Origin of the sequence: Pedobacter xixiisoli, from assembly GCF_900215335.1 — a bacterium.
GTDB lineage: Bacteria > Bacteroidota > Bacteroidia > Sphingobacteriales > Sphingobacteriaceae > Pedobacter > Pedobacter xixiisoli.
The window spans coordinates 297679-320533 of record NZ_OCMT01000003.1 but is presented as its reverse complement, the minus strand read 5'-3'; the positions used below and the strand labels follow the sequence as shown (position 1 = coordinate 320533).

Annotated in this window: 13 protein-coding genes; 5 read left to right on the top strand and 8 right to left on the bottom strand. The window is 37.5% G+C overall.

Features of this window, described 5'->3' with window-relative positions; genetic code table 11:
* The first annotated feature begins 93 nt into the window (after window positions 1-93).
* The gene (locus CRO54_RS13510) at window positions 94-570 is read left to right on the top strand and encodes a hypothetical protein (protein WP_244904294.1); all 477 of its coding nucleotides are present in this window, start codon (window positions 94-96) and stop codon (window positions 568-570) included.
* A 67-nt stretch (window positions 571-637) separates the two neighbouring features.
* On the opposite strand, the gene CRO54_RS13505 is transcribed toward CRO54_RS13510, so the two are convergent.
* The 6 genes from CRO54_RS13505 to CRO54_RS13480 all read right to left on the bottom strand — a co-directional run bounded on the left by CRO54_RS13505 (window position 638) and on the right by CRO54_RS13480 (window position 12996).
* On the bottom strand, window positions 638-1969 hold the full coding sequence (locus CRO54_RS13505; protein ID WP_097133096.1) for an OmpA family protein: 1332 nt from the start codon (window positions 1967-1969) through the stop codon (window positions 638-640).
* A gap of 615 nt (window positions 1970-2584) precedes the next feature.
* Window positions 2585-4321, bottom strand: a complete 1737-nt coding sequence (gene ggt / locus CRO54_RS13500; protein ID WP_097133095.1) for a gamma-glutamyltransferase — start codon at window positions 4319-4321, stop codon at window positions 2585-2587.
* 10 nt (window positions 4322-4331) lie between these two features.
* Window positions 4332-6107, bottom strand: coding sequence for an AMP-dependent synthetase/ligase (locus tag CRO54_RS13495; RefSeq protein WP_097132605.1), 1776 nt, complete (start codon window positions 6105-6107; stop codon window positions 4332-4334).
* A 315-nt stretch (window positions 6108-6422) separates the two neighbouring features.
* Window positions 6423-6776, bottom strand: a complete 354-nt coding sequence (locus tag CRO54_RS13490; protein WP_179747345.1) for a response regulator — start codon at window positions 6774-6776, stop codon at window positions 6423-6425.
* Window positions 6777-6786: 10 nt separating this feature from the next.
* On the bottom strand, window positions 6787-7668 hold the full coding sequence (locus CRO54_RS13485; RefSeq protein ID WP_097132603.1) for a PorP/SprF family type IX secretion system membrane protein: 882 nt from the start codon (window positions 7666-7668) through the stop codon (window positions 6787-6789).
* Window positions 7669-7761: 93 nt separating this feature from the next.
* Complete coding sequence (locus tag CRO54_RS13480; protein WP_097132602.1) at window positions 7762-12996, bottom strand: T9SS type B sorting domain-containing protein; 5235 nt, start codon at window positions 12994-12996, stop codon at window positions 7762-7764.
* 651 nt (window positions 12997-13647) lie between these two features.
* Here CRO54_RS13480 and CRO54_RS13475 point away from each other — a divergent pair.
* Complete coding sequence (locus tag CRO54_RS13475; protein WP_138765833.1) at window positions 13648-14799, top strand: sensor histidine kinase; 1152 nt, start codon at window positions 13648-13650, stop codon at window positions 14797-14799.
* A gap of 4 nt (window positions 14800-14803) precedes the next feature.
* On the opposite strand, the gene CRO54_RS13470 is transcribed toward CRO54_RS13475, so the two are convergent.
* Window positions 14804-15619 (bottom strand): response regulator, encoded by an 816-nt coding sequence (locus CRO54_RS13470; RefSeq protein ID WP_138765832.1) that lies wholly within the window; start codon window positions 15617-15619, stop codon window positions 14804-14806.
* A 339-nt stretch (window positions 15620-15958) separates the two neighbouring features.
* Between CRO54_RS13470 and CRO54_RS13465 the strand changes: the two genes are divergently transcribed.
* Entirely contained in the window at window positions 15959-16429 is a 471-nt protein-coding gene (locus CRO54_RS13465) for a hypothetical protein (protein WP_097132599.1), read from the top strand.
* Window positions 16430-16502: 73 nt separating this feature from the next.
* Here the strand turns inward: CRO54_RS13465 and CRO54_RS13460 are convergent, their stop codons facing one another.
* On the bottom strand, window positions 16503-18326 hold the full coding sequence (locus CRO54_RS13460; RefSeq protein ID WP_240775107.1) for a M61 family metallopeptidase: 1824 nt from the start codon (window positions 18324-18326) through the stop codon (window positions 16503-16505).
* Window positions 18327-18652: 326 nt separating this feature from the next.
* On the opposite strand from CRO54_RS13460, the gene CRO54_RS13455 reads away from it, so the two are divergent.
* Both CRO54_RS13455 and CRO54_RS13450 read left to right on the top strand, forming a co-directional pair.
* Entirely contained in the window at window positions 18653-19732 is a 1080-nt protein-coding gene (locus tag CRO54_RS13455; protein WP_097132598.1) for an efflux RND transporter periplasmic adaptor subunit, read from the top strand.
* 2 nt (window positions 19733-19734) lie between these two features.
* Window positions 19735-22851 carry an efflux RND transporter permease subunit gene (locus CRO54_RS13450; protein ID WP_097132597.1) on the top strand — a complete coding sequence of 1039 codons (3117 nt, stop codon included), beginning with the start codon at window positions 19735-19737 and terminating at the stop codon, window positions 22849-22851.
* The last annotated feature ends 4 nt before the right edge of the window (window positions 22852-22855 follow it).

Here is a 22855-nt window from a genome sequence, read left to right as displayed (position 1 = left end):
TCATCCCTTTATAAAGCTTATAATTATTATTTGTAACTTAACTGGTGACAAACATTTCCAACTTTTACTAAGTTATACTCTAAACAAAAAACAATGAACATGAAACTTAAACATTTAGCTTGGGCGTTTTTAGCGCTACCCCTTGCCTATAGTTGCGGCCAAGGAGGAAATAAAGAATCGAAAGAAGAAACCAGCAAAGTAGTTGCGGATACGGTGAAACAATGTTACACTGCATCTTTTGAGGGAGACAGTGCCATTTTAGACCTTAAGGTTATTGACAGCGTTAAAGTAATAGGCGATTTAGTAATTAAGTACGCTGAAAAACCGCATAACAATGGCATTGTTAGAGGTGAATTTAAAGGAGATACACTTTATGTAGATTATTCTTTCAAAACTGGACAAAACAAGCAAGAGTTTTCTAATCCATTGGTATTTCTTAAACAAGGAACGAATTTGAAAATGGGTGTTGGAGTAATAGAAACCTCTTTTGGCAGGTCTTATTTTGCAAAGGATAAGCCAATCAATTTTGAAAGAGGAAAATTTGATTTCGTTACTACAGAATGTAAATAATCTTAAATAAGAAAAGCCCCGATGTAAATCGGGGCTTTTCTTTGTTTCATAAGTAATATTTTAAAGACTAGTAAAGTGTAAACTCTACTCTTCTGTTTTGCTGACGACCAGCTGCTGTTTTATTTGTTGCAATTGGTTGATCTGGACCGTAACCTGTAGCTTCGATTCTAGAAGCATTAGCACCTTGAGAAACCAAGTAAGCTTTTACAGATTCTGCTCTTTCTTTAGACAAACGTAAGTTTAACTCTCTAGAACCAGTAATATCCGTGTGACCTGCTAATTTCAAGCTAAAGTTTTTCTCTACCAATAAAGCAGCAACTCTATTTAAAGTTTCGTAAGATTTAGAACGGATAGTCGCTTTACCTAAATCAAATTCTAAGTTTGAAATAGCATCTCTAACTACTTTACGGTCTGCCTCTGTTACAATTACTCTTTCAGTAACTTGTGGAGCTGGAACTTTTAAAGGACAACCAGAACCATCTACTACCGTACCTGCTGGCGTGTTAGGGCATTTATCTAATTTATCCGCTACACCGTCTCCATCGCTGTCTTTCAACAAATCAGCCATTTCTGTACGTAATTTTGCATTTTCTGCCTTTTGTGCATCTAAATCAGATTTCAAGGCATTTGCAGTGTTTTTAGCTGCTAAAGCTTCTTGATAAGTTGCAGCAACTGGGCTATAGAAAGCCAATTGTTTTCCACTTCCTAAAGCAAACTCTAAACCAGCATAACCGTAGTTATATCTGTCGTTATTTTCTCTAGCACGTACACCATCAAACGTGTCACCATCAACAAAACTGATAGTCCATCCTAAATCAAAATTAACACCTTCAGATAAGCGAAATTTAGCACCAACACCAACTGGAACTACAAACTTGTTTGTCGCATTGCCTTCAATTTCTGCACTTGAACTTCTTGCTACATTAGTAGTTTTGTAATTTACTAAACCACCACCCGCTGTAGCATAAAGCTGAGCATTGTTGTGGTCGTTAAACATACTCCAGTTAACCATATTAACCTGAGCACTTAAACTTGCTGAATACCTTAAATCCGTTTCGAAAGATGCCATTGGGTTAATTGCTGCAGACATGGTACTTCCATCATTAAAAGGCTCCGAATTATCACCTTTTACTTTACCCTTAACTCCGTCTAAACGTAGTGCAAACGCTGGTGTAATTTGCTTTTTGATATAAAGACCATAGCCTAAGCTAGCTTTCCAATTTGAGAAATCGTTACGACCACCAAGTGGAGAAACGCCAGTTAAAGCACCTGCGTTTACACCTATTGACCAAGTTTTAAAAGATGGTTTTGAGCCCGAAGTTTCTTGAGCTTGGGCATTGTTTCCGATGATTAGACCTGCTAATGCTACTGGGAAAACTTTTAAGAAATTTAGTTTCATAATATTTGACTTTATAAGCTTCTGTTTAATATCAAACATCTAGTCAATACCTGTACCAAAAGAAAACAAAGGCGCTAAATACAAAGCTCAAATAATTAACATACAGATACTTGAGCATAAAAAGCAAAACTAAAAAAAATAAAAAGTGTGTATTTTGCTATACACTTTTATATAAAATGGGTAAGTATTAACGTACAAACTACCCCATTTATTTTGTATCATTTTACGTTCATTAAAAATTACTCGCTAAGGCAGCTCATCTACTAGCCACTATGTCACCCTGAATATAGACGATTTACACTAGTCATAGCTATTGGTGAATTTAGTTTCTATACAACGTTTTAATTAAAAAAAAGGTTTGGTATTGTGCATATCCACGACTAACTGCGCAAATGAGATACAATCTATTGATAAAGCACATTTTTTCTTTTTGAAAAGCTTCGCAAGTGCTTCTCGGCAAATGTAGTCCCGCCTTTTGCTAAATCTAATTTCCTTCGTAAACTCAGTCAATTAAATACCGCTGTCAGTCGGGTTTAATTAACAAACTTACTACAAAAAAAAGCGAGACTAACATCTGTTAACCTCGCTTTCTTCAGTACACCATAATTATTTTTCTTACCAACCTCCAGCAGTATCATCTCCTCTCGGGTCGGCACCAGTTTGATAAATTCCTTTTTTAGTAACCAAAATAGCATCTACCCTTCCAATACTATTACGCTTGTAAAAAGTATAGCCTTTTGCTTCCAACTTCTGTTGCGCTTCGGGGTTTAGCGCATTAGGCTCAATATCTACTCGATCTGGCAACCATTGGTGATGAAATTTCTTCGCATTCACCGCTTGCTGCATATCCATCCCAAAATCAATCACATTTACTATCGTTTGAAAAACTGAAGTGATAATGGTAGACCCGCCAGGTGTTCCAACCACCATTGAAAGTTTTCCATTTTTTTCCAAAATAGTGGGTGTCATTGAACTTAACATGCGTTTATTTGGCGCTATCGCATTGGCTTCATAGCCTACCAATCCAAAATAGTTAGGTGTTCCAGGCTTTACCGAAAAATCATCCATTTCATTGTTTAATAAAAAACCGGCGCCTTTTACCACTACATAATTACCATAAGAAGTATTAATAGTTGTGGTTAATGAAATGGCATTACCTTCCTTATCTATCACAGAAAAATGGGTGGTTTCTTCACTTTCTTTCTTCGCAAATTCACCAGCTTGAATTTCAGTGCTTGGTGTTGCTTTATTCCAATTTAGGGTGGCCATCCTGCCTTTGTTGTAGGCAGGTTCTAAAAGTTCTTTTTGTGGTACTTTCCAAAAATCCGGATCGCCCAAATGTTTAGCTCTATCAGCATAAGCTCTTCTTTCTGCCTCAACCATTACCTGAACCGTAGAATCGGCATTATGTCCCCATTTAGAAAGTGCATACGGCTCTACCGACTGCAATAATTGTATCAGGGCAATACCACCACTTGAAGTTGGCGGCATCGTGATTACTTTATATCCTTTGTAGTTACCAGTAATTGGCTTTCTCCAAGCGGCATGGTAATTTTTAAGATCTTCTTTAGAAATCAAACCTCCACCTCGCTTCATCTCTTCAACAATATAGTTGGCTACTTCGCCTTCATAAAAACCTGCACGGCCTTTATCGCGAACTAATTTCAAGGTATTAGCCAATTCTGTTTGTATAAGCAAATCACCTTCTTTCCAAGCTTCATCCTTAATAAAAACAGTACCTAAAGGATTAAATTGACGAAACTTACTTTGTAACCTATTTAATTCATTAGCTTGTTGCGTAGTAATTTTGAATCCGTTAGTAGCTAACTGCAAAGCTGGCTCAACCAATTCTGCCCACTTTAATTTACCATACTTTTGATGTAATTCTACCATCCCAGCAACTGTACCAGGTACGCCAGCCGCTAAATGACCTTCCTTACTTTTCTCTGAAATTGGGTTTCCATTGATATCTAGATACATGTCTTTTTGAGCTAAAGCAGGCGCTTTCTCTCTAAAGTCCATCGAATTAAGTTCTCCTTTTTCAGAGCGATAAATTAAAAAGCCACCGCCACCAATATTTCCTGCATTCGGATAAACGACAGCTAATGCAAATTTGACCGCTACGGTGGCATCTACTGCATTACCACCTTTTTTAAGAATGGCTACACCCACTGCTGTAGCTTCTGGATGTGCCGAAACTACAGCTCCCTTTTTAAATTCAAGAGCTTTTCTATTATCTTTTTCAGTTGAGTTTGATAAAAACTCGAATGCTTTTACGTTTTTTTCTTTTTCTACCTGAGCACTTGCCTGGCTAAAGTTTAAGAACAATGCCACTGCACAAAATGTGCTCATTTTAATCCTTTTACTTAGCTTCGGGATGATAGTTTTCTGCATCTTTATATATTTTTTCTATAGTTTCTTTATTCTTTTCTAAGATGACCTTACGTTTCAAACTTAACTTTGGTGTCAATTCGCCTCCATCAATGCTCCACTCTTTCGGTAACAAATCAAATTGTTTTACTTGCTCCCATTTACCAAATTCCTTATTCGCGTCGTCAATCAATCTTTTAAACTTCTCGTGTACTTCTTTATTTTCTACGATAGTTTCATTACTACCATATTCAATTCCTTTCACCTTACACCAACCTTTCAATGTCTCGAAATTTGGGACCACCAAAGCAGCTGGGAATTTGCGATTTTCGCCGATCACCATAATTTGTTCAATTAGCGGCGCTTCCTTAATCTTATTTTCAATCAACTGTGGAGCCACGTATTTACCTCCAGCAGTTTTAAACATTTCCTTTTTCCTATCAGTGATTTTCAGATAACCGTCAGTTAATTCACCAATATCGCCAGTATGAAAAAATCCATCTTTATCTATGGCCTCATCGGTTAATTCAGGCTTGTTATAATAGCCTTTCATAATGTTGTGACCTTTCACCAAGATCTCTCCGTCTTGAGCAATTTTCACTTCCACCCCTTCAATAGGTTTACCTACCGAGCCAAACTTGATGGCATCAAAATAGTTTACCGAAATCACTGGAGAAGTTTCTGTTAACCCATATCCTTCAAAAACTGGTAAACCCGCTGCCCAAAACACTCTCGCCAAACGTGGATTTAAAGCGGCTCCTCCAGAAATAATGACTTGGATATTTCCTCCTAAAGCCTCTTGCCATTTTTTAAACACCAATTTTCTAGCGATACCTAACTTAAATGTATACCACCAGCCTTTATCAGTATCATATTTTTCTGCCAAGCTCAACGACCAAAAGAAAATCATCTTTTTAATGCCTGTTAAAGCTTTTCCTTTCTCTACTATTTTATCATAGACTTTTTCTAACAGCCTAGGGACCGTCGAAAAGACAGTTGGTTTTACAGATTGGATATCAGCCACAATAGTATCCATACTTTCCGCATAATAAATAGAGATATTGAGATAGGCGTACAGATAAGAAATCATTCGCTCAAAAATATGTGACAAAGGCAAAAAGCTTAATCCATGTGCAACACCATCCGGCAAGAGCACCGCCGATTTTTTAAAATTCTGCACTAAGTTATCATGCGTAAGCATTACACCTTTCGGCGTACCTGTAGTTCCAGATGTGTAGATTAGTGTAAGGATGTCATCAGGAGCTACCTCTTTTTTGTAGTTTTCTAAATCTACCGCTGTTTTTTTACCTTCTTCTATCAATTCTTCCCAGTGGCTAGCACCAGCTACTTTATCAAAAGTATAGACCTTAACTTCGTGTTTTACCTCTGCAATTACTTTGGTGATTTTCTCATGCAATTGTTTATCGCCAACAAAAACTACAGTAATTTCTGCATCTTCAACAATAAACTTAATGTCATGTTCGGCAAGTGTGGGATATAAAGGAATCTGATACGCACCCAATTGCATAATCGCATAATCTCCAACGTTCCATTCTGGTCTGTTAGTAGAAATGATGGCAACTCGAGAACCTTTTTTAATTCCGAGCGTGGTTAGGCCTTTACTCAAATTATCGGTTACCTCACAAAATTTTTGTGTGCTGTATTTAACCCACTCGCCATTTATTTTTCCGCTTATAAATTCATCTTTTGAAAATTTCTCCTGATTGTATTTTAGGAGGTCGAAAACCCTTGTAACTGAAGCTGACATACGATTAATTTTATATTGGCTATACACTGAAATACAATTCTTAGCAATTGTAAGACAGCCTAATTTAATGTTTTTAAATGAAGTTTATACTATGCAAGCATAATTATTTTCAACTTGTAAATGTCTTACAAATACAACACCTTCTACTTGTTCTTGTTTCGAGACATACAAAAAACCACTTAATTATTACAACGCATAAAAAAAGCCACTACTAAATAAATAGCTATGGCTTATTGAAATCTATTGTATGAAATTCTTATTGAAGTTAAGACAATAAGCAATATTCAACCTTTCAGCGTCTATTGCTTTTCATTCTTAAAAATGACTCACCAAAGCCACTTTGATTTCTGCAACAGAAGCGTCTTTAAAAATAAATTCATCTACACCTGCTTGTTTTAGGCTCTCAATTCTAGAACTTGTTTTTTCATATCCCGAGAAAATAATCACCGTGGTATTCTGAAGACTAAATTCAATGAGGTTTTCCAAACCGCTACTACCAGGCATATTGATATCTAAAATAGCTAAATTGAAATCATTTGTGGAGATTAAATCTGCCACACCATCAAGCGTTTGAGCCTCACTAACTATTATATCTGGCCATAAGCTTTTAAGAACAAGCTTCAATCCAAAACGTATAATCTGTTCGTCATCAGCAACTAAAGCCTTCATCATTTAAAAACTATTTAAAGCTATACCTTACAGCTATTTCAGCCTCTCCGTTAGCATATGAAGATAAATCATTTGTATTTGTGGTATATTGGCAAAGTATGGCCAATTGCTTTTTGTATGTGGTTCCCGCACCAAATGTAATACTTCCAGAAGTATGGTAAACACTACTTAACATTAGCTTATCGCCACTAAACTCAAAATTTACCCCAACATCAACTATATTCTTATAATTATCGACACCTCTAAAAGCAATTTTAGGTTCAATGGTGGTCAAGCTTCTATCCTCATTGGCAAATTTATAAGACAAGGCGGCCATATATAAAGACCTATCTACTAAATTGCGTTCAATTTCTTTCTTTAAATATCTCCTTAAGTTGGGCAATGTGCCCTGCAAGGTTAATCCCTTATTACGAAATGCCAAACCAAAGTCTGCATCTAAACTGAGCTTACGGTCATTAAAATTACTTAAAGAAACATCGCTGATATCACCTACAACCTCTCCTCTATTTACCCATTCATCTAACATACCAGCAGACAAACCAAAATCAATAAAACTGTTATTTCCATTTAAAGTTAAGTGATATGCATAGGTAGCTTTTATGCTCATAGTTTTTACTACGCCTGCTTTGTCATTGAAAAACAAAAGCCCAAACCCGGCCTTTTTACTTTCCGAACCGTAGGTTGCACTTAACATCTGCATATTAGGTGCTCCATCAATTGCACTCCATTGAGATTTGTAAGCAGCATTTAACTCCCAATTAGATTTTACACCAGCCATTGCCGGATTTGCTAAATATTGATTTTGATAATATATACTACCCATTGGATTTAACTGACTGTGGGCAGTTTTACCAATGATAAGCATTGATAATATGATTAATAGCTTCTTCATTATTTTAAATTTAAATTGTATAGGACAGCTAACTTTTTAAATAGACGTAATGATTGGGCAAGAATATTTACCTGCCCAACCCTAACAAGTTTGTTAATTGTTATCTCTAATAATGTTAATAGTACCTCTAACTAAACCGAAACCTTTGCCCATATCTATTACATAGAAATAAGCTGCTTCGGCTAAATCGAGACCATTATATTTACCATCCCAATTGTTTTGATAATTAGTAGCACTGAAAACCTTACGTCCTGCCCTGTCAAATACTGATACTTTATTATTTGGGTAGTAATCGATGTTTTTAATTACCCAAACATCATTTTTACCATCGCCATTTGGTGTGATGACATTATTAGGAATCAATTTCAAATCATCCTTAACGTTAATGGTAATTTGTTGTGTTTGGCTACAGCCATTAGCATTAGTTACGATCAACGTATATGTTGTTGTAGCTTTAGGACGCACCTGTAACACATTGGTACCTTGCCCTGTTAAGATGTCTGTTCCAGTCCAACTGTAGCTTGTACCACCCGTTGCGGATAGACTGACTACATCTCCTCTAGAAATACTCAATCCTAAATTGCTAACAAGGGTTACAGTTGGCATTGCCAATACCGTAATATTTGTACTCGAAGCCGCTGTTATAGCTTCATCTTGGTAAGTATAAGTAATTGTATAAACGCCAGGTAAGCTAGCGGCTAGATTAACCAAACCAGAAGATGCATTGATTTTAAGATTTGAAGAATTTGCAGTATATGTTCCGCCAGTTGGACCTGTTTGAATAACTGCAGCTGAACCAGTAGCACAAAAAGAGGTGCTAGCATAGTTAATGGTTGCAGGTATTGAATTTATTTTGACAGTAGTACTAGTTGTTGCAGAACAAGAACCGTTAGTAAATGAATATGTAATTGTATACAATCGATTTGGAGTACTCGTACTTAAATTTATTTCACCAGTATTTACATTTATGCTCAAGCCCGCAGGAGTTGCTGTATAAGTTCCATTTGCTTGACCTACTTGTGTAACGGCTAAAGTGCCGTTTGCTTGGAATGCCCCACTACCATAACTAATAGTTGCAGCTGGTATTACTGGCTGTGCATTGATGGTAACTGTAGTTGCAGGAGAAACGCAACCAGCCGCATTTTGTGACCTTACCGTATGGCTGCCCGATGCCAAACCTGTATACGCAAGCGTAGCACTATAAGCTCCGCCATCCACGCTATAGGTGTGACCCGCAGCACCCGTAATGGTGATACCACCGGTAGCTACAGCACAGGTAGGTTGCGTTACAGCTACAGAAGGTGCAGCTGGCAATGCGTTTGCCGTTAAGGTAAAGTTTGCCGTTGCTGGCGCACATTCGCCTGTAGCGGTTACTGTATAAGTTGTTAATCCTGCCGCTGCTGTTGGCGTACCACTAATGGTATAGGTTTGAGCTGCTAAGTTAAATATACCTGTTAAGCCTGCTGGCAAAATGCCTGTAGTAACACTTGCTCCAGTTGCATTGCTTAAATTAAATACAATATTGCTAATCGCTGTTCCTGTACATAATATTTGTCCATTACCACTAGCTAAAGCTATGGCACTGTTTGGTTTAACGGTGATACTGCTACCTGTAAGCACAGAAGAGCCTCCAGGTCCTGTAACGGTAAGTTCAAAAGGGAATGAACCTGTTACTGTTGGCGTACCACTTATTGCATAGGAGCTTCTAGCAGGATTAAATACGCCTGTTACACCTGCAGGTAATGCCCCTGTACTTATAGTTACAGCCGTAGCATTGGTAGTAGTAAATACCATAATTGGAGATACTGAACTACCAATACAGAAGTTCTGCATGTTTGAACCTGCCGCAGAAGTAAGTCTAATTGTTGCGGGAGGATCGTTTACTGTAATTGTACCTGTTAATATAGTTTCACATGTTGATGAAGGAGAACTCTTTATCTTTATCTGATAAGGGAAGATGCCTGTAACTGTTGGGCTACCCGAAATTTGCACAAATGCAGTAGCTGCATTTGTAACTACATTCCAACTTACACCTGCTGGCAGGCCAGTTACTACTCCAACAGTTGTGCTAGGAAAAGCACCATTTAATAGATAGAAAATTCCGGTAATTGGTGTATTTACAACTACAGTTTGAGAAGCCGTTCCTGAAGTAGGAGACATCACTACGCTCGTTACTGGTGGCGTATCAATGGTAATGCTATTGCCACCTAATACAGCTGGGCTTCCAGCTCCTGTAGCGGTAAGCTCAAAAGGGAATGAACCTGTTACCGTTGGCGTACCGCTAATGGTATAGGTTTGTGTAGCTATATCAAATACGCCATTTACACCTGCAGGCAATGCTCCTGTGCTTACCCTTACCGCGGTAGCATTGGTAGTGGTAAATACCATATCAGGAGATACCGCACCGCCGATACAGAAACGTTGTACATTTGAACCTGCTGCAGAACTTAGTACAAGCGTTGCAGTAGAAGCAGTTACAGTTATCGTACCTGTCAATATTGTCTCACAAGCTGTTGAAGACGAAGCTTTTACTTTTACCTCATAAGGGAAAGTACCGATAACTGTTGGTGTACCCGAAATTCGTACAATACCATTACTCAAGGTTGAATTATAAATAAAATTAATACCCGCTGGCAGGCCTGTCACTACTCCTGAAGAAGTAGGATCGAAAGCACCCGGAGCGCCACTTAGTAAATAAATAATAGTGTTAATTGGTGTATTCACCTCTACGGATTGCGAGGCGGCTCCAGCGCTAGGAGGCATCATTATACTCGTTACTGGTTGCGCATCAACGGTAATGTTATAGTTAACTTCAGTACTACAAGTTCCTGAGGTAACTTTATAGGTAATTACTGAAGTACCTGCACTTACACCTGTTACCTCACCTGTTGTTGTATCGATAGTTGCAACCGCTGGTGTGGCGCTTGTCCAAACACCACCCGTAGTCGCATTTGTTAATATTCTTTTACTACCCACACACACATTGCCTGTGTTACCTATAGCTGGAACAACTGGTTTTGGATTTACAGTTACCATAACATCTGTAGTTCTTGCACCGCAACCGGTTACCACAGTAACGGTATATACACCTGCTTGGTTGGAAGCAATACTATTGATGACAGGGTTTTTAATATTAGCTGAGAAGCCATTTGGTCCAGTCCAATTATAGCTAGTAGCTCCCACCACGTTCACATTTAGATTCACAGTTTCTCCTCCGCAAACATCTAATGCAGTTTGCTGATTTCCTGTAGCTGTTGCATTAGGAGCAACTGCTAAATAGGCTATGTGGCTAATGAAATTTCCACAATCATCTTTTACTCTAACTAAAACTTCTCCATTGGTACCGTAGGGCACATTAGAAAAAGTATTTACATTAGCTGCACCATAAGTTGTACCATTATCAATTGAGTAATACAAATTAGAACTGGTAGCAGATGTTGCATCTATAACAAGCGTACCAGTGGTAGCAGGTAAATTATTGCATACATAACCACCCGTACTTGAGGAGTTAACGGTAATTGGCTCTAGTGGTAGTACTATATTTACGGTAATCTCATTTACAACACAAGAGGCTCCGTAGTAGGTTAATCCAAATTTGTAAACCCCGGGAGTTAAATTGGTAAAATTAACAACACCTGCATTTGTATTGTCAATTGTGTAATTGGCACCTACATTTGATGCACTGCCCACAAGTATGGTTACTGCACCGTTATGAAATGAAGAAACACTACCGTTCTCGTTCCTTATTGAGGCAGAAACACTTACTTGAACGTCTGCTCCAGAACAAGTAGGTGTTTGCTGAGCAGTCATTGCAGATGGAGTAAAATCATAGTTACCTGAAACTGTACCCGATTGGCATGTAGTGCTATAGGAAACAGTATAAGCGCCAAATGGTAAAAGATCAAAACCAATAGTGTTATCTGTAAAGGCAAGATTTTTAGTTACGGTTGTTCCCACTGTACCTGCTGGACCACTCACAATTGTTGCTGTGGCAGGCCCCACAAAGCCTTCAGGCAGGTAAACCATTGGCCTAATTAAATTATTACAAACATCGTGATTTTGAAAAATCAATGAGGCTGGACCGCTGGTAGATTGTGGCTGCATCTGATTTGTACCAATAAATGTGTTTCCAACAGTACCTATCAAACTACCAGTACCATCTACCGCGGTTACAGTATAAGTACGTCCTGGGACTAAGCCTGAATTAGTAATTACGGTTGTTGCAGCTGTAATTGTAAAGGGATGTACTGCTGAAGTAATATTGTCTGTAAAAGTTAGCGTTACATTTAAGCAAGTATTGCCCAAAGTTTTTACATCAAGTATAATGTCTCCATTACAAAACTTGGTGTCTACACTTATCTGTTTAGCAGCAGGAGTGAAAGGTCCCAATTTTTTTTGAGTACCACAATCACCAGTTACAATAACGTTGTACGATTGGTTAGGTACTCCCAAAGCAGCAGGAAAAGGAACTGCTCCAGCATTTGGGCCACCACCATTATAAGCTACACCCGGAGCACCCACCACGCCATTTTCACCATAAATGATTCCCGACCCTGCCGGATATTCATAAGAAATACGAATACGACCACCAGTTACTGCACCTTGCATGCCATTAGTCATTAAATCGTATATACTAAATTGTCTGGCAGAGCAATCACCAGGAGTGACATTCGCAAGGCTAGGCCACATGATGTCACTGATGCCATTAATGTTAACCAAACTCTCTACTATAGTTACCAACAAAGGTTTGGTTACATTACATCCGTCCGTAACCGAAATGGTATAATTTCCAGCTGGTAAATTTGTAAATGTAGCACTCGGTTGTGCTGGTCTGGTCACAGGACCTGCGGTAATCGCATAGCTATAAGCTGAACTGCCATTTGTTGCCGAAACAACAATTTGTGCTGTACTTGCACCCGCACACAAAACATCTGTTTTAGTGTAAGTGAGTTCCATCGGCACATAAGTTATGTTTACGGAGGTTGGCGGAGCATTTGCGCTAACGTTATTAGTTTGGTCTAGCGCCTCAACAATATAAGTTCCAGAATGTAAACCATTAAACGTTGTACCAACTTGATAAGAGCCATCTACAGGTTGTACGTAGTTACCAGTATTGGCATCCTTCAATCGATAGGACATATTTGCGTTTGTGGCAAAACCACTGGCAGTTACCGAAATTAATGCACTATTTGGGCAGCTACCATTTGTTCCAGTGGCTACAATAGTTTGTCCGAATAAGGAAATAGATGAAATTAAAAATGTTGCTAGTGCTAAACCCATTTTGCCAAATGGTAAGCTCTGGAGTAATTTGTTTAATAATTTAATCATAATTCATGGGGAGTTGTATGTATCTTGATAAAAATTTTCAAAATAATTCGACCAAGAAATAGAAAAGCGGATCAGATTTATTGGTGTTCAACAAAAGCATTATTCAATTGAGAAACATCAACTTACTAATCAAACTATACTTGGTTACTTATGTATTGATTTGGCAAAATTGCAGAGAATACCCTTGTAGTAAATAGCCCAAAAACACACTACTTAATACCCCAAATTAGGGGTATCCGTATGCTCAGATTTATGTGGAAAAATGAAGCTCTGAAGAATTAATTTTGTAACTTGATGTAATTATGCTAACTGCCAAACTAAACTTGGATTCGAGCTAATAAGCTAAATCCAAACAAACATCTTCCACTACCTATTTAAAATTTTCCGTTTATGCTTTATCATTTCAAGCTCGATGATTTGATCCCTTTGTTTACCGTTGGGGCACTACTAATCGTTTCTATTTGCTACACTATATTCTATTTGTTCAATAGATCGCTTCTACTTAAACACTATAATATTTACCTATGGGTTAGCCTAGCTTATCTACTCCAATCCATTGGTACATTAAATGGGAAAACAGATAGAGCACCATTATTACCTTACATTTACTGTACGGCCACCCTTTGGTTATCTTATTTAACTTATCTTAATTTGATTATATCAGCTTTAAGAGGCCCCAAGACTGAGCAAAATCCTTTTATTAGATTGAATAAAAGGAACTACATTATCGTCCCATTTGGTGTAATCGCAAATTCATTAATTTACATCGTCCCAATCCATTTAAAGTTTAGTTCTGCTATTGTTGCTCTACTCTTCAACATCGCCATCTTCGCCTACTGTCTTATTATTCTTTATCTGCTGTCTAAAGAAAAAAGAGAAACTTCCAGTACAAATATCCTAAGAGGTGCAATCTGCATGTTGGTGTTTAATGGCTTCAATTTAATTAGTGTTTTTAATGGTGGAATTTTACTTGGGTTTACTGGGGCAACCTATGCTAGCTTAGCATATTTTAGTGAAATCATTTTCTTTTCCGTCGCCATCAGTTATCGAACAAGTGCAGATTTAAAAGAAAAATATGAGATTAAAACAGAAGTTATGCGTAAAAAGCTTGAGCTTGAAAAGGAGAAAAAACGGGCTTCAGAAATTTTAATAAAACATGATTTTGAACTACAAGCAGAAAGAACAAAGGCTATTATTGCTCAGCGAACTGCTATAGGTAGGAGATTGCACAATGATTTAAGTGGCAGTTTGGTAACGCTAAGATTTTTGGCGGAAGATTTTGAAGCTAAGGCAACGAACATTGAAGAAAGAAAAAAATTTAGAGACCTTGCAGCAGAAATTAGCGTGATATATAAGGAAGCTAGAAATTACAGCCACGAATTATCTAGCAATACAACAATCAATGATAGTACAGTATCTTACAACATATCATCCTATTTAGAAAAATTACGTCATCAATTTTTAACCTTAGGATTATTGGAGTTACACATTGAACTTAACGAAGATGAGCTCCTTAAAAAACTAGATACAGCACAAACGAAAAACATTTATTTTTTACTGAAAGAATGTATATCAAATACGATTAAACATGCAATGGCAAAAAATATTTGGATTAGTATTAAATTTCAAGACCATGTTTGCAACATTCAGTTTAATGATGATGGCAAAAGTGGGAAAGATGATATAAGAGAGGGTTTTGGTTTAGCGGCTTTGAGAAGTAGCATAGCCGATTTAGGCGGAAATTTCGAGGTCACCAATACAACAAAGGGCATGCAAATTAATGTGTCGCTTGGTATTGAATAAACTATTAAGCTATTGAGCTAGGATGGAATAAACCGTACTTGATTGCTTTCAAAATCAGGTCTGGTGTTCGATTTACCTCCATTTTACGCATTAACTGTTTCATGTAACTTTGAACTGTATTTTTACTTAGGGCTAAGTCTGCTGCCACTTCTTTCATTGTTCGTCCGTTACAGATCAAATTAAGCAGCTCTTTTTCTCTTGGCGAAAGGGAAAATTTAACGGCTTCGAACAACTGAGATTGAAGAAGTAAATCTCTGATGCTCTCTCCTATATAAGACTTATTCTCTTCATGATGAACGAATTTAATGGCTTTGATGAGCTCTTCAATACTTGCATCTTTACATAAGTATCCATTTGCACCAGCAATAAAAGCTTCTCTAATTGAGTTAGTATCGATAACGGTTGACAACATTAGGATTTTCAAATCTGATTTTTTACGGATTTTCCTACAATGCTTTATCACATCAATGCCGTTGACACCAGGCATTATCATGTCCACTATTAAAATATCAGCATGTATCACTTCAACATGAGCCAAATAATTTTCTGCACTGTTGTACACGTGAATTGCTTCAATAAAATCAAACTCAGACAAGGAAAGCTTCAATAGCTCAGAAAGTAATCTATGATCGTCTACAATTGTTATGCGCATCGCCCCTATTAACCAAATAACAATCCAAAGGCTAAATAATGCGTTCAGCACATCAAAACCCACATTTCTTTTTTGTCCATTATATTCTTCCGGGGAAAAAAGCCGCAAAATCGTAGTTGTTTTTTCACAAAAACACTTAAAAACACACAAAACAGCATTAAGATACAAACACTTATCCTTCAGCTAAATCTAACTTAAGTAGAAGAAATCATACTATAACAGTAAACCTACGAAAAGATCTCACAAGCAAACTCTATAAAACTGTACAGTTTTAAAAACAGTTTTCAAGAAATTACACTTTAATTAAAGTCTAAAAACATTTAGTGCAATAAGTGCTTAATACCTAAAAAAAATATTCTGATTTTCAATCACATAAGCTAACAAACGAGCCATAACGTCAAAAAACAGATAATGGTATTTTATTATAAACAACCAAACTTTTTTACAGAACAATTACATCGGCATGGATGTTGTTAGAGTGCATTTAATTACTATAATCAAGATATTATGAAAAAATTACTATTTACATTAATCGCTGGCGCAGCTCTTTTCACAATTAACTTGTCTAAAGCAAATGCCCAAGACTACAAAACTGCTGCTGGTTTAGCAATTGATTTTGGAGATGGCCGTACGTTAGTAGGACCACACATTAAACACTTTATAAATGCTAATGGAGCGTTAGAAGGTGATATTCTTTTCGCAGATGGTGCAACTTTTATTCAAGGCTTGTACTTATATCACGGTGATATTAAAGGTGCTCAAGGATTGAGATGGAATCTTGGAGCAGGTCCTGGTGTAGCAATTGGCAATAACAATACTAATTTCTTAATTAGACCAAATGCTGGTTTAGATTACAAAATTAGTGGAGCACCACTAGGCTTAGGCTTAGATTGGAGACCAGCTTGGCAATTTTTCGATGGCGGTAACAACTTTGAAGCTGCTAGATTCCAAATCGGTTTTAGATATATCTTTAAATAAGATTTAAACAGAAAAAGAAAAGCCCCGATTTTTACATCGGGGCTTTTCTTTTATAAAACCTTTTGGATGAAAATTAATTCACTCCCATCCATCTTTTTCTTACTGCCAATTGTTGTGGAGTAGCATTTTCGTTATAGTTAGCTTTGATACGAACATTAGGACTTTCTTCTAATTTCAAAGATATCTTTTTCTCTAAACCATCTCTTCTTACGGTCACCTCTACCAACTCGCCAACTTGTTTCTTAGCAATGGCTGGCAAAGCCTCTAAAGTTAAACCTGGATTTGGTAATCTGATCGCACGCATCTCATCAATTATACCAGAACCGTCTAAAGCTAAAATTTCATCGTTAACATTTAAACCTTGTACCCATGCTGGCGAGTTTCTAGAAACACCACCCACTGTTACGCTTCTATCAACCTTTAACGAAGCTCCTGTATATGGTTTTCCTGGAGAAGAAATTTCTCTCGAGGCATCAATTCCAGCGTAGGCAAAGAATTTTTCAAAATCGATATCATCTGTGCCGTCAATATATTTTTCCCAAAACTTAGTAAAACTGATTCCGCTGATTTTTTCAACCATTGCCTTAAATTCAGCATCAGTATAGCCACGTTTTTGAATGTTTCCTTGTTCGTACATCGCTTTCATCACATCATCTAAACTCTTAGCTCCCTTAGTTGCATTTGCAATTTCCAAATCCATCAATAAACCAACAATCTCGCCTTTGCTATAATAAGAAATAGAGTTGTTCTTAGAGTTTTCATTAGGACGATAACCGATAATCCAAGCATCGAAACTTGAAGAAGAAGCAGACTGAACTTTAGAACCAGGCGTATTAATTACAGTTCCTAAACCATTTACCAAATCAGTTAAAAACGTGGCTTTGTTAGTTGCCCCAGCTCTAATCAACAATTTATTTTCGTAGTACGATGTGAAACCTTCTGCAGTCCAAAGATTAGTAGTATAGTTTTCGTTATCATAATCAAATGGGCCTAATGCCACTGGGCGCAATCTTTTCACATTCCATAAGTGGAAATATTCGTGAGCAACCAAAGAAAGGAAACCTTTGTAACCTCTTTCTGTACCGTAAGCATTTCTGCTAGCCCCTAAAACGGTAGAATTTAAATGTTCTAAACCGCCTCCGCCTTGCGCATAATTATGAACGATGAACGTATAATGTTTATTAGGATTATCTCCAAAAATTGCAGTCCCTTGTTCTACAATTTTGGCCATATCTACTTTTAAACGCTCTTTATCGTAATTACCACCACCGTACATGGCAACAATGTGTTTAACACCAGAAGCGTTAAATTCAAAAACTTCTTGGTTACCTACTTCTATTGGGCTATCGAAAAGCACATCAAAATCTGATGCGTAGTAAGTAAATTTCTGACCGACAACTGGCTCTAAACCTGTATTAACTTGGTCCCATTTACCAAAAGGTACAATTTTTACTGTACTTGGGTTTTTAATCATCCCCGCTGGATACATGAAAATACCTGCCGAAGAAAGAAAGGCATGTGACTCGTCGATAAACGCCGTACGTACCGAAATCTCAAATGCATAAACCCTGTAATTAACTTTAATAGCAGCAGCTTTTGCATTGAAAACCCTCCAAGTATTTTTGGTAACTTTCTGCACTTTAGCTGGTTTTCCATTTACCGATGCAGAAAAACTTTCTACATTTTTACCAAATTCGCGTACCAAATAAGAACCGGGTGTCCAAACTGGCATTTTTAAATCCACATAATCTTTTGTCGCAATACCCGACATGTTCATTTCAATCTCTGCGTAATGCGCCTGCGGTTCTTTAAAAGAAACCTCGAAGCCAATTTTAACCTGCGATTTAGCTGTCATTGTTAACGTTAGCAATAATGCTACTCCTAGTATTTTTTTCATTTATATTGTTTTGTTTTATACCACCAAGGTACAGACAACACCAAATATTTAAAGATTAGCATTAAGATTGCAGTACCTCATTACTACTACAGCTAAAAATTTTTGTGAACTTTCTGTCTATGTGGTTAATTCATAAGCTCTCGCTACAAAAATATAATTTATAACTGCTTTCTTAAATGTTTATGCTGCAAGTGCTGTAACATAGTTAGTACATCATTAGAATGGCAAAACAAATAGATATTTTTGTTTGTATTCATTTCGCAATTTTCCGAAATTAATACCGAAAAACCATAACTAAACCGAAAATAAAGCTATTTAATTTCTCCATGAAGAAAAGATATATATTGTATGTCGTTCTGGCATTTGGCCTTGCTTATCTTGTATACCACAGAATAACTGAAAACAAAAAAATTGAAGGCGGAGGAGCTGGCGGCGGTGCTGCTAAAGGTCCAAAAGGTGGGGCTACTTTAAATGTAGACGGGATAGTAGTTAAAACTTCCGATTTTTCTTCGAACCTAGAAATTACGGGTGGTATAGAAGCCAACGAGGCTGTAACCCTAAGAAGTGAAGTAGCAGGCTTGGTAACCGGCATCTATTTTAAAGAAGGAAGTAACGTAAGCAAAGGTGCCACACTCGTTAAAATCAATGACCGAGACATCCAAGCGCAACTTAGAGAAGCATTAACCAGACAAAATCTTTCTGCAAGCAACGAAAATAGGGCAAAGCAATTGCTAGAAAAAGGTGCCATCAGTCAGGAAGAATACGATACTTCACAAGCCGAGTTGCAAGCATTAAAATCGCAAGTGCAGTTAATTAGGGCACAATTGGCAAAAACTACCATTATTGCACCTTTTAGTGGTAAAGTTGGCTTACGTAGTATCTCTGTTGGAGAATATTTAACTCCAAATACTACTATTGCTAATTTACTAAGCACCAATCCAGTCAAAATCAGTTTTTCTATTCCTGAGAAATATGTTTCGCAACTAAAAACCAACAGCAATATTTCATTTAATATCGATGGTAATAATAAAACTTATACTGGAAAAATATTTGCGATAGAACCAGGCATTAACGAGCAAACCAGAACCCTACAAATTAAAGCCTTAGCTCCAAATCCTAACAACGAGCTTCTTCCTGGCTCTTTTGCGAAGGTAAAACTTTCCTTAAGCGCCATCAATGATGCAATATTGATTCCTACAGAAGCGGTAATTCCAGTATTGAAGGGTAAAGTGGTTTATGTTACTAAAAATGGAAAAGCACAACAAGTACCTATTGAAACAGGAACCAGAACTGCCGACCAAATCTTAGTGCTTTCAGGTTTAAGTGTTGGAGATACCGTGTTAACCACAGGTGCAATGGCTTTAAAACCTGACGCAGAAGTAAAAGTTAACATCGCTAAGAACTAGGTATGAGCATTTCGACCACCAGTATCAAACGTCCGGTTCTAGCCATTGTAATGAACCTAGTGATTATCCTTTTTGGGGTAATTGGCTATAATTTTTTAGGTATCAGAGAATATCCTTCGATTGATCCATCGATTATTTCTGTTCGAACTTCTTATCCAGGAGCCAATTCAGATATTATCGAATCTCAGATTACCGAACCGTTGGAGAAATCTATCAACTCCATTGACGGAATTAGAAATATCACGTCATCGAGTAATCAGGGAACAAGCAATATCACCGTTGAATTTAACTTAGGGAAGGACATTGATGTGGCTGCGAATGACGTTCGTGATAAAGTCTCGCAAGCAGCAAGAAATTTACCAAAAGATATTGATGGCTTGCCTATCGTAAGCAAAGCTGATGCAAATTCGGATGCGATTATCTCCATGACCATCCAAAGTGATAAACGCGGCGTAACTGATTTAAGTGATTTTGCAGAAAACGTAATTGCGGACAGAATACAGACCATTCCTGGGGTAAGTAGTATGCAAATTCAAGGGCAGCGTAAATATGCGATGCGTATTCGCATAGACCCTACCCGACTAGCTTCTTACGGCTTAACTTCGCAAGATATTGTTACTGCACTGGATAGAGAAAACGTAGAATTACCTTCCGGAAAACTAACGGGTGCAGCCACAGAACTTACCGTAAAAACTTTAGGAAAGCTTGTTAATGCAGAGGAATTCAACAACCTGATTATCAAAAATGATAGCACTAGTGTGGTACGTTTGCAAGATGTAGCGGTTACCGAAATTGGCTCTGAAAACGAAGAAACTGTACTTCGCGAATCAGGAAAACCCATGGTGGCTATTGGCGTAATTCCTCAACCAGGCGCTAATTACTTAGACATTAGTAAAGAGTTTTATGCTCGATTTGACAAGCTACAAGCAGATATGCCTGCAGATATCAAGTTGAAAATATCTTTAGATACTACAAGATTTATCAAAAGTTCGGTAACTGAAGTAGCCGAAACCATTTTGATTTCTTTGGTGCTGGTTATCCTCATCATCTATCTTTTTTTTAGAGATTGGGGCATCGCTTTTAGGCCGTTGATTGATATTCCAGTATCACTAATCGCTACTTTCTTTATCATGTACATTTTTGGATTTTCCATCAATGTATTAACCTTATTAGCTATTGTTTTGGCAACGGGTTTAGTGGTGGATGACGGCATCGTTGTAACCGAAAATATTTTCAAAAAAGTAGAGGAAGGTTACTCTCCTATTGAAGCGGCAATTAAAGGTTCAAATGAAATTTTCTTTGCGGTAATTTCTATTTCCATCACTTTGGCTGCTGTGTTTCTACCTGTAATTTTCCTGCAAGGATTTGTTGGACGGCTATTTCGAGAGTTCGGGGTTACCATTGGCGCTGCCGTATTAATTTCGGCATTTGTATCGCTGACTTTAACACCAATGTTGAACGCTTATTTGATGAAAAAAGGTGGACACAAACCCTCTAAATTTTATAGGCTAACCGAACCTTACTTTGTAAAACTAAACGAAGGCTACCAAACCAACTTAGAGAAGTTTTTAAAGCGTCGTTGGTTGGCAGCACCTATCATTTTATTTTGCGCAGGTCTAATTTTTCTTTTTTGGAAAGTATTACCAAAAGAAACTGCACCTTATGATGACAGAAGTGCCATCAACATGAATGTAAGTACACCAGAAGGATCTTCATTTGCATTTACGGACAGGTTCGTGATGAAAATTAACCAGATGGTTTTAGATTCTATTCCTGAAAAAAATGTGAACATCACCATCACCTCCCCAGGCTTTGGCGGTGCTGGTGCAACCAACTCTGGCTTTGTAAGAATGGGCTTAATTGACCCAGGTGACCGTGAAAGGAGTCAAAAAGAAGTTGCAGAAAAGCTTACAAAAATCACTAGAAAATATACTGAAGGCAAAGTTACCGTAACGCAACAACCCACCATTTCAGTAGGCAGAAGAGGTGGTTTACCAATCAGTTACATTATACAAGCTCAAAACTTCGAGAAGCTTCGTGAAAAAGTTCCAGTATTTATGGAGGAAGTTTCACAAGACCCAACTTTTACCACTTCCGATGTAAACCTGAAATTTAACAAGCCAGAAATTAACTTAACCATAGATAGAGAAAAGGCAAAAAGTTTGGGCATTTCCATTGTTGATATTGCTCAAACCTTACAATTGGGATTAAGCGGGCAACGTTTTTCTTACTTCTTCATGAACGGCAAGCAATATCAAGTGATTGGTCAGTTCGACGTGAGCAATAGAAAAGACCCGCTAGATTTAAGTTCTGTTTATGTCAGGAATGACAAGGGCCAGCTCATTCAATTAGATAATGTGGTTACGGCCAAAGAAGAAAGCAGTCCACCACAATTGTATCGCAACAATAGATTTATCTCAGCTACCGTTTCTGCTGGTTTGGCGCCAGGAAAAAGTATTGGTGATGGCATTGAAGCCATGGATAGAATTGCAGCGAAAGTGCTAGATGAAAGTTTTACTACTGATTTAAGTGGTGAATCTCGAGATTTTAAAGAAAGTTCATCTAACACCATGTTCGCCTTTGGATTAGCTTTATTGCTTGTTTATCTAATTTTGGCAGCACAATTCGAAAGCTTTAAAGATCCAATCATCATTATCCTAACGGTACCAATGGCTGTTGCTGGTGCTTTTTTATCACTCTGGTTATGCGGACAAAGCTGGAATATTTTTAGCCAAATTGGCACCATTATGTTGATTGGTTTGGTAACTAAAAACGGCATTTTAATTGTAGAGTTTGCCAATCAGTTGAAAGAACAAGGCAAATCGGTGCAGGAAGCCATTAGAGAAGCAGCAGTTTCAAGGTTACGCCCTATTTTAATGACAAGTTTGGCTATTGCCATTGGGGCATTACCAATTGCAATGGCTTTAGGAGCTGCAGCAAAAAGTAGAATGAGTATGGGAACCGTAATTATCGGTGGAACCATGTTTTCTTTAATTCTTACGCTATTTGTAATTCCTGCTATTTACTCGCTCTGGTCTAAAGAACACAAAGAAAATACGGATTTAAAAGCATCTTTAGCTGCGGCATTGGCCGATGAAGAACAACCTAAAAACCACTAGCGAA

Excerpts from the sequence above, each read along its gene's own strand:
- CRO54_RS13510 (WP_244904294.1), top strand. The coding sequence starts at position 94 with ATGAACATGAAACTTAAACATTTAGCTTGGGCGTTTTTAGCGCTACCC.
- CRO54_RS13505 (WP_097133096.1), bottom strand. The coding sequence starts at position 1,969 with ATGAAACTAAATTTCTTAAAAGTTTTCCCAGTAGCATTAGCAGGTCTA.
- ggt (WP_097133095.1), bottom strand. The coding sequence starts at position 4,321 with ATGAGCACATTTTGTGCAGTGGCATTGTTCTTAAACTTTAGCCAGGCA.
- CRO54_RS13495 (WP_097132605.1), bottom strand. The coding sequence starts at position 6,107 with ATGTCAGCTTCAGTTACAAGGGTTTTCGACCTCCTAAAATACAATCAG.
- CRO54_RS13490 (WP_179747345.1), bottom strand. The coding sequence starts at position 6,776 with ATGAAGGCTTTAGTTGCTGATGACGAACAGATTATACGTTTTGGATTG.
- CRO54_RS13485 (WP_097132603.1), bottom strand. The coding sequence starts at position 7,668 with ATGAAGAAGCTATTAATCATATTATCAATGCTTATCATTGGTAAAACT.
- CRO54_RS13480 (WP_097132602.1), bottom strand. The coding sequence starts at position 12,996 with ATGATTAAATTATTAAACAAATTACTCCAGAGCTTACCATTTGGCAAA.
- CRO54_RS13465 (WP_097132599.1), top strand. The coding sequence starts at position 15,959 with ATGAAAAAATTACTATTTACATTAATCGCTGGCGCAGCTCTTTTCACA.
- CRO54_RS13460 (WP_240775107.1), bottom strand. The coding sequence starts at position 18,326 with ATGAAAAAAATACTAGGAGTAGCATTATTGCTAACGTTAACAATGACA.
- CRO54_RS13455 (WP_097132598.1), top strand. The coding sequence starts at position 18,653 with ATGAAGAAAAGATATATATTGTATGTCGTTCTGGCATTTGGCCTTGCT.
- CRO54_RS13450 (WP_097132597.1), top strand. The coding sequence starts at position 19,735 with ATGAGCATTTCGACCACCAGTATCAAACGTCCGGTTCTAGCCATTGTA.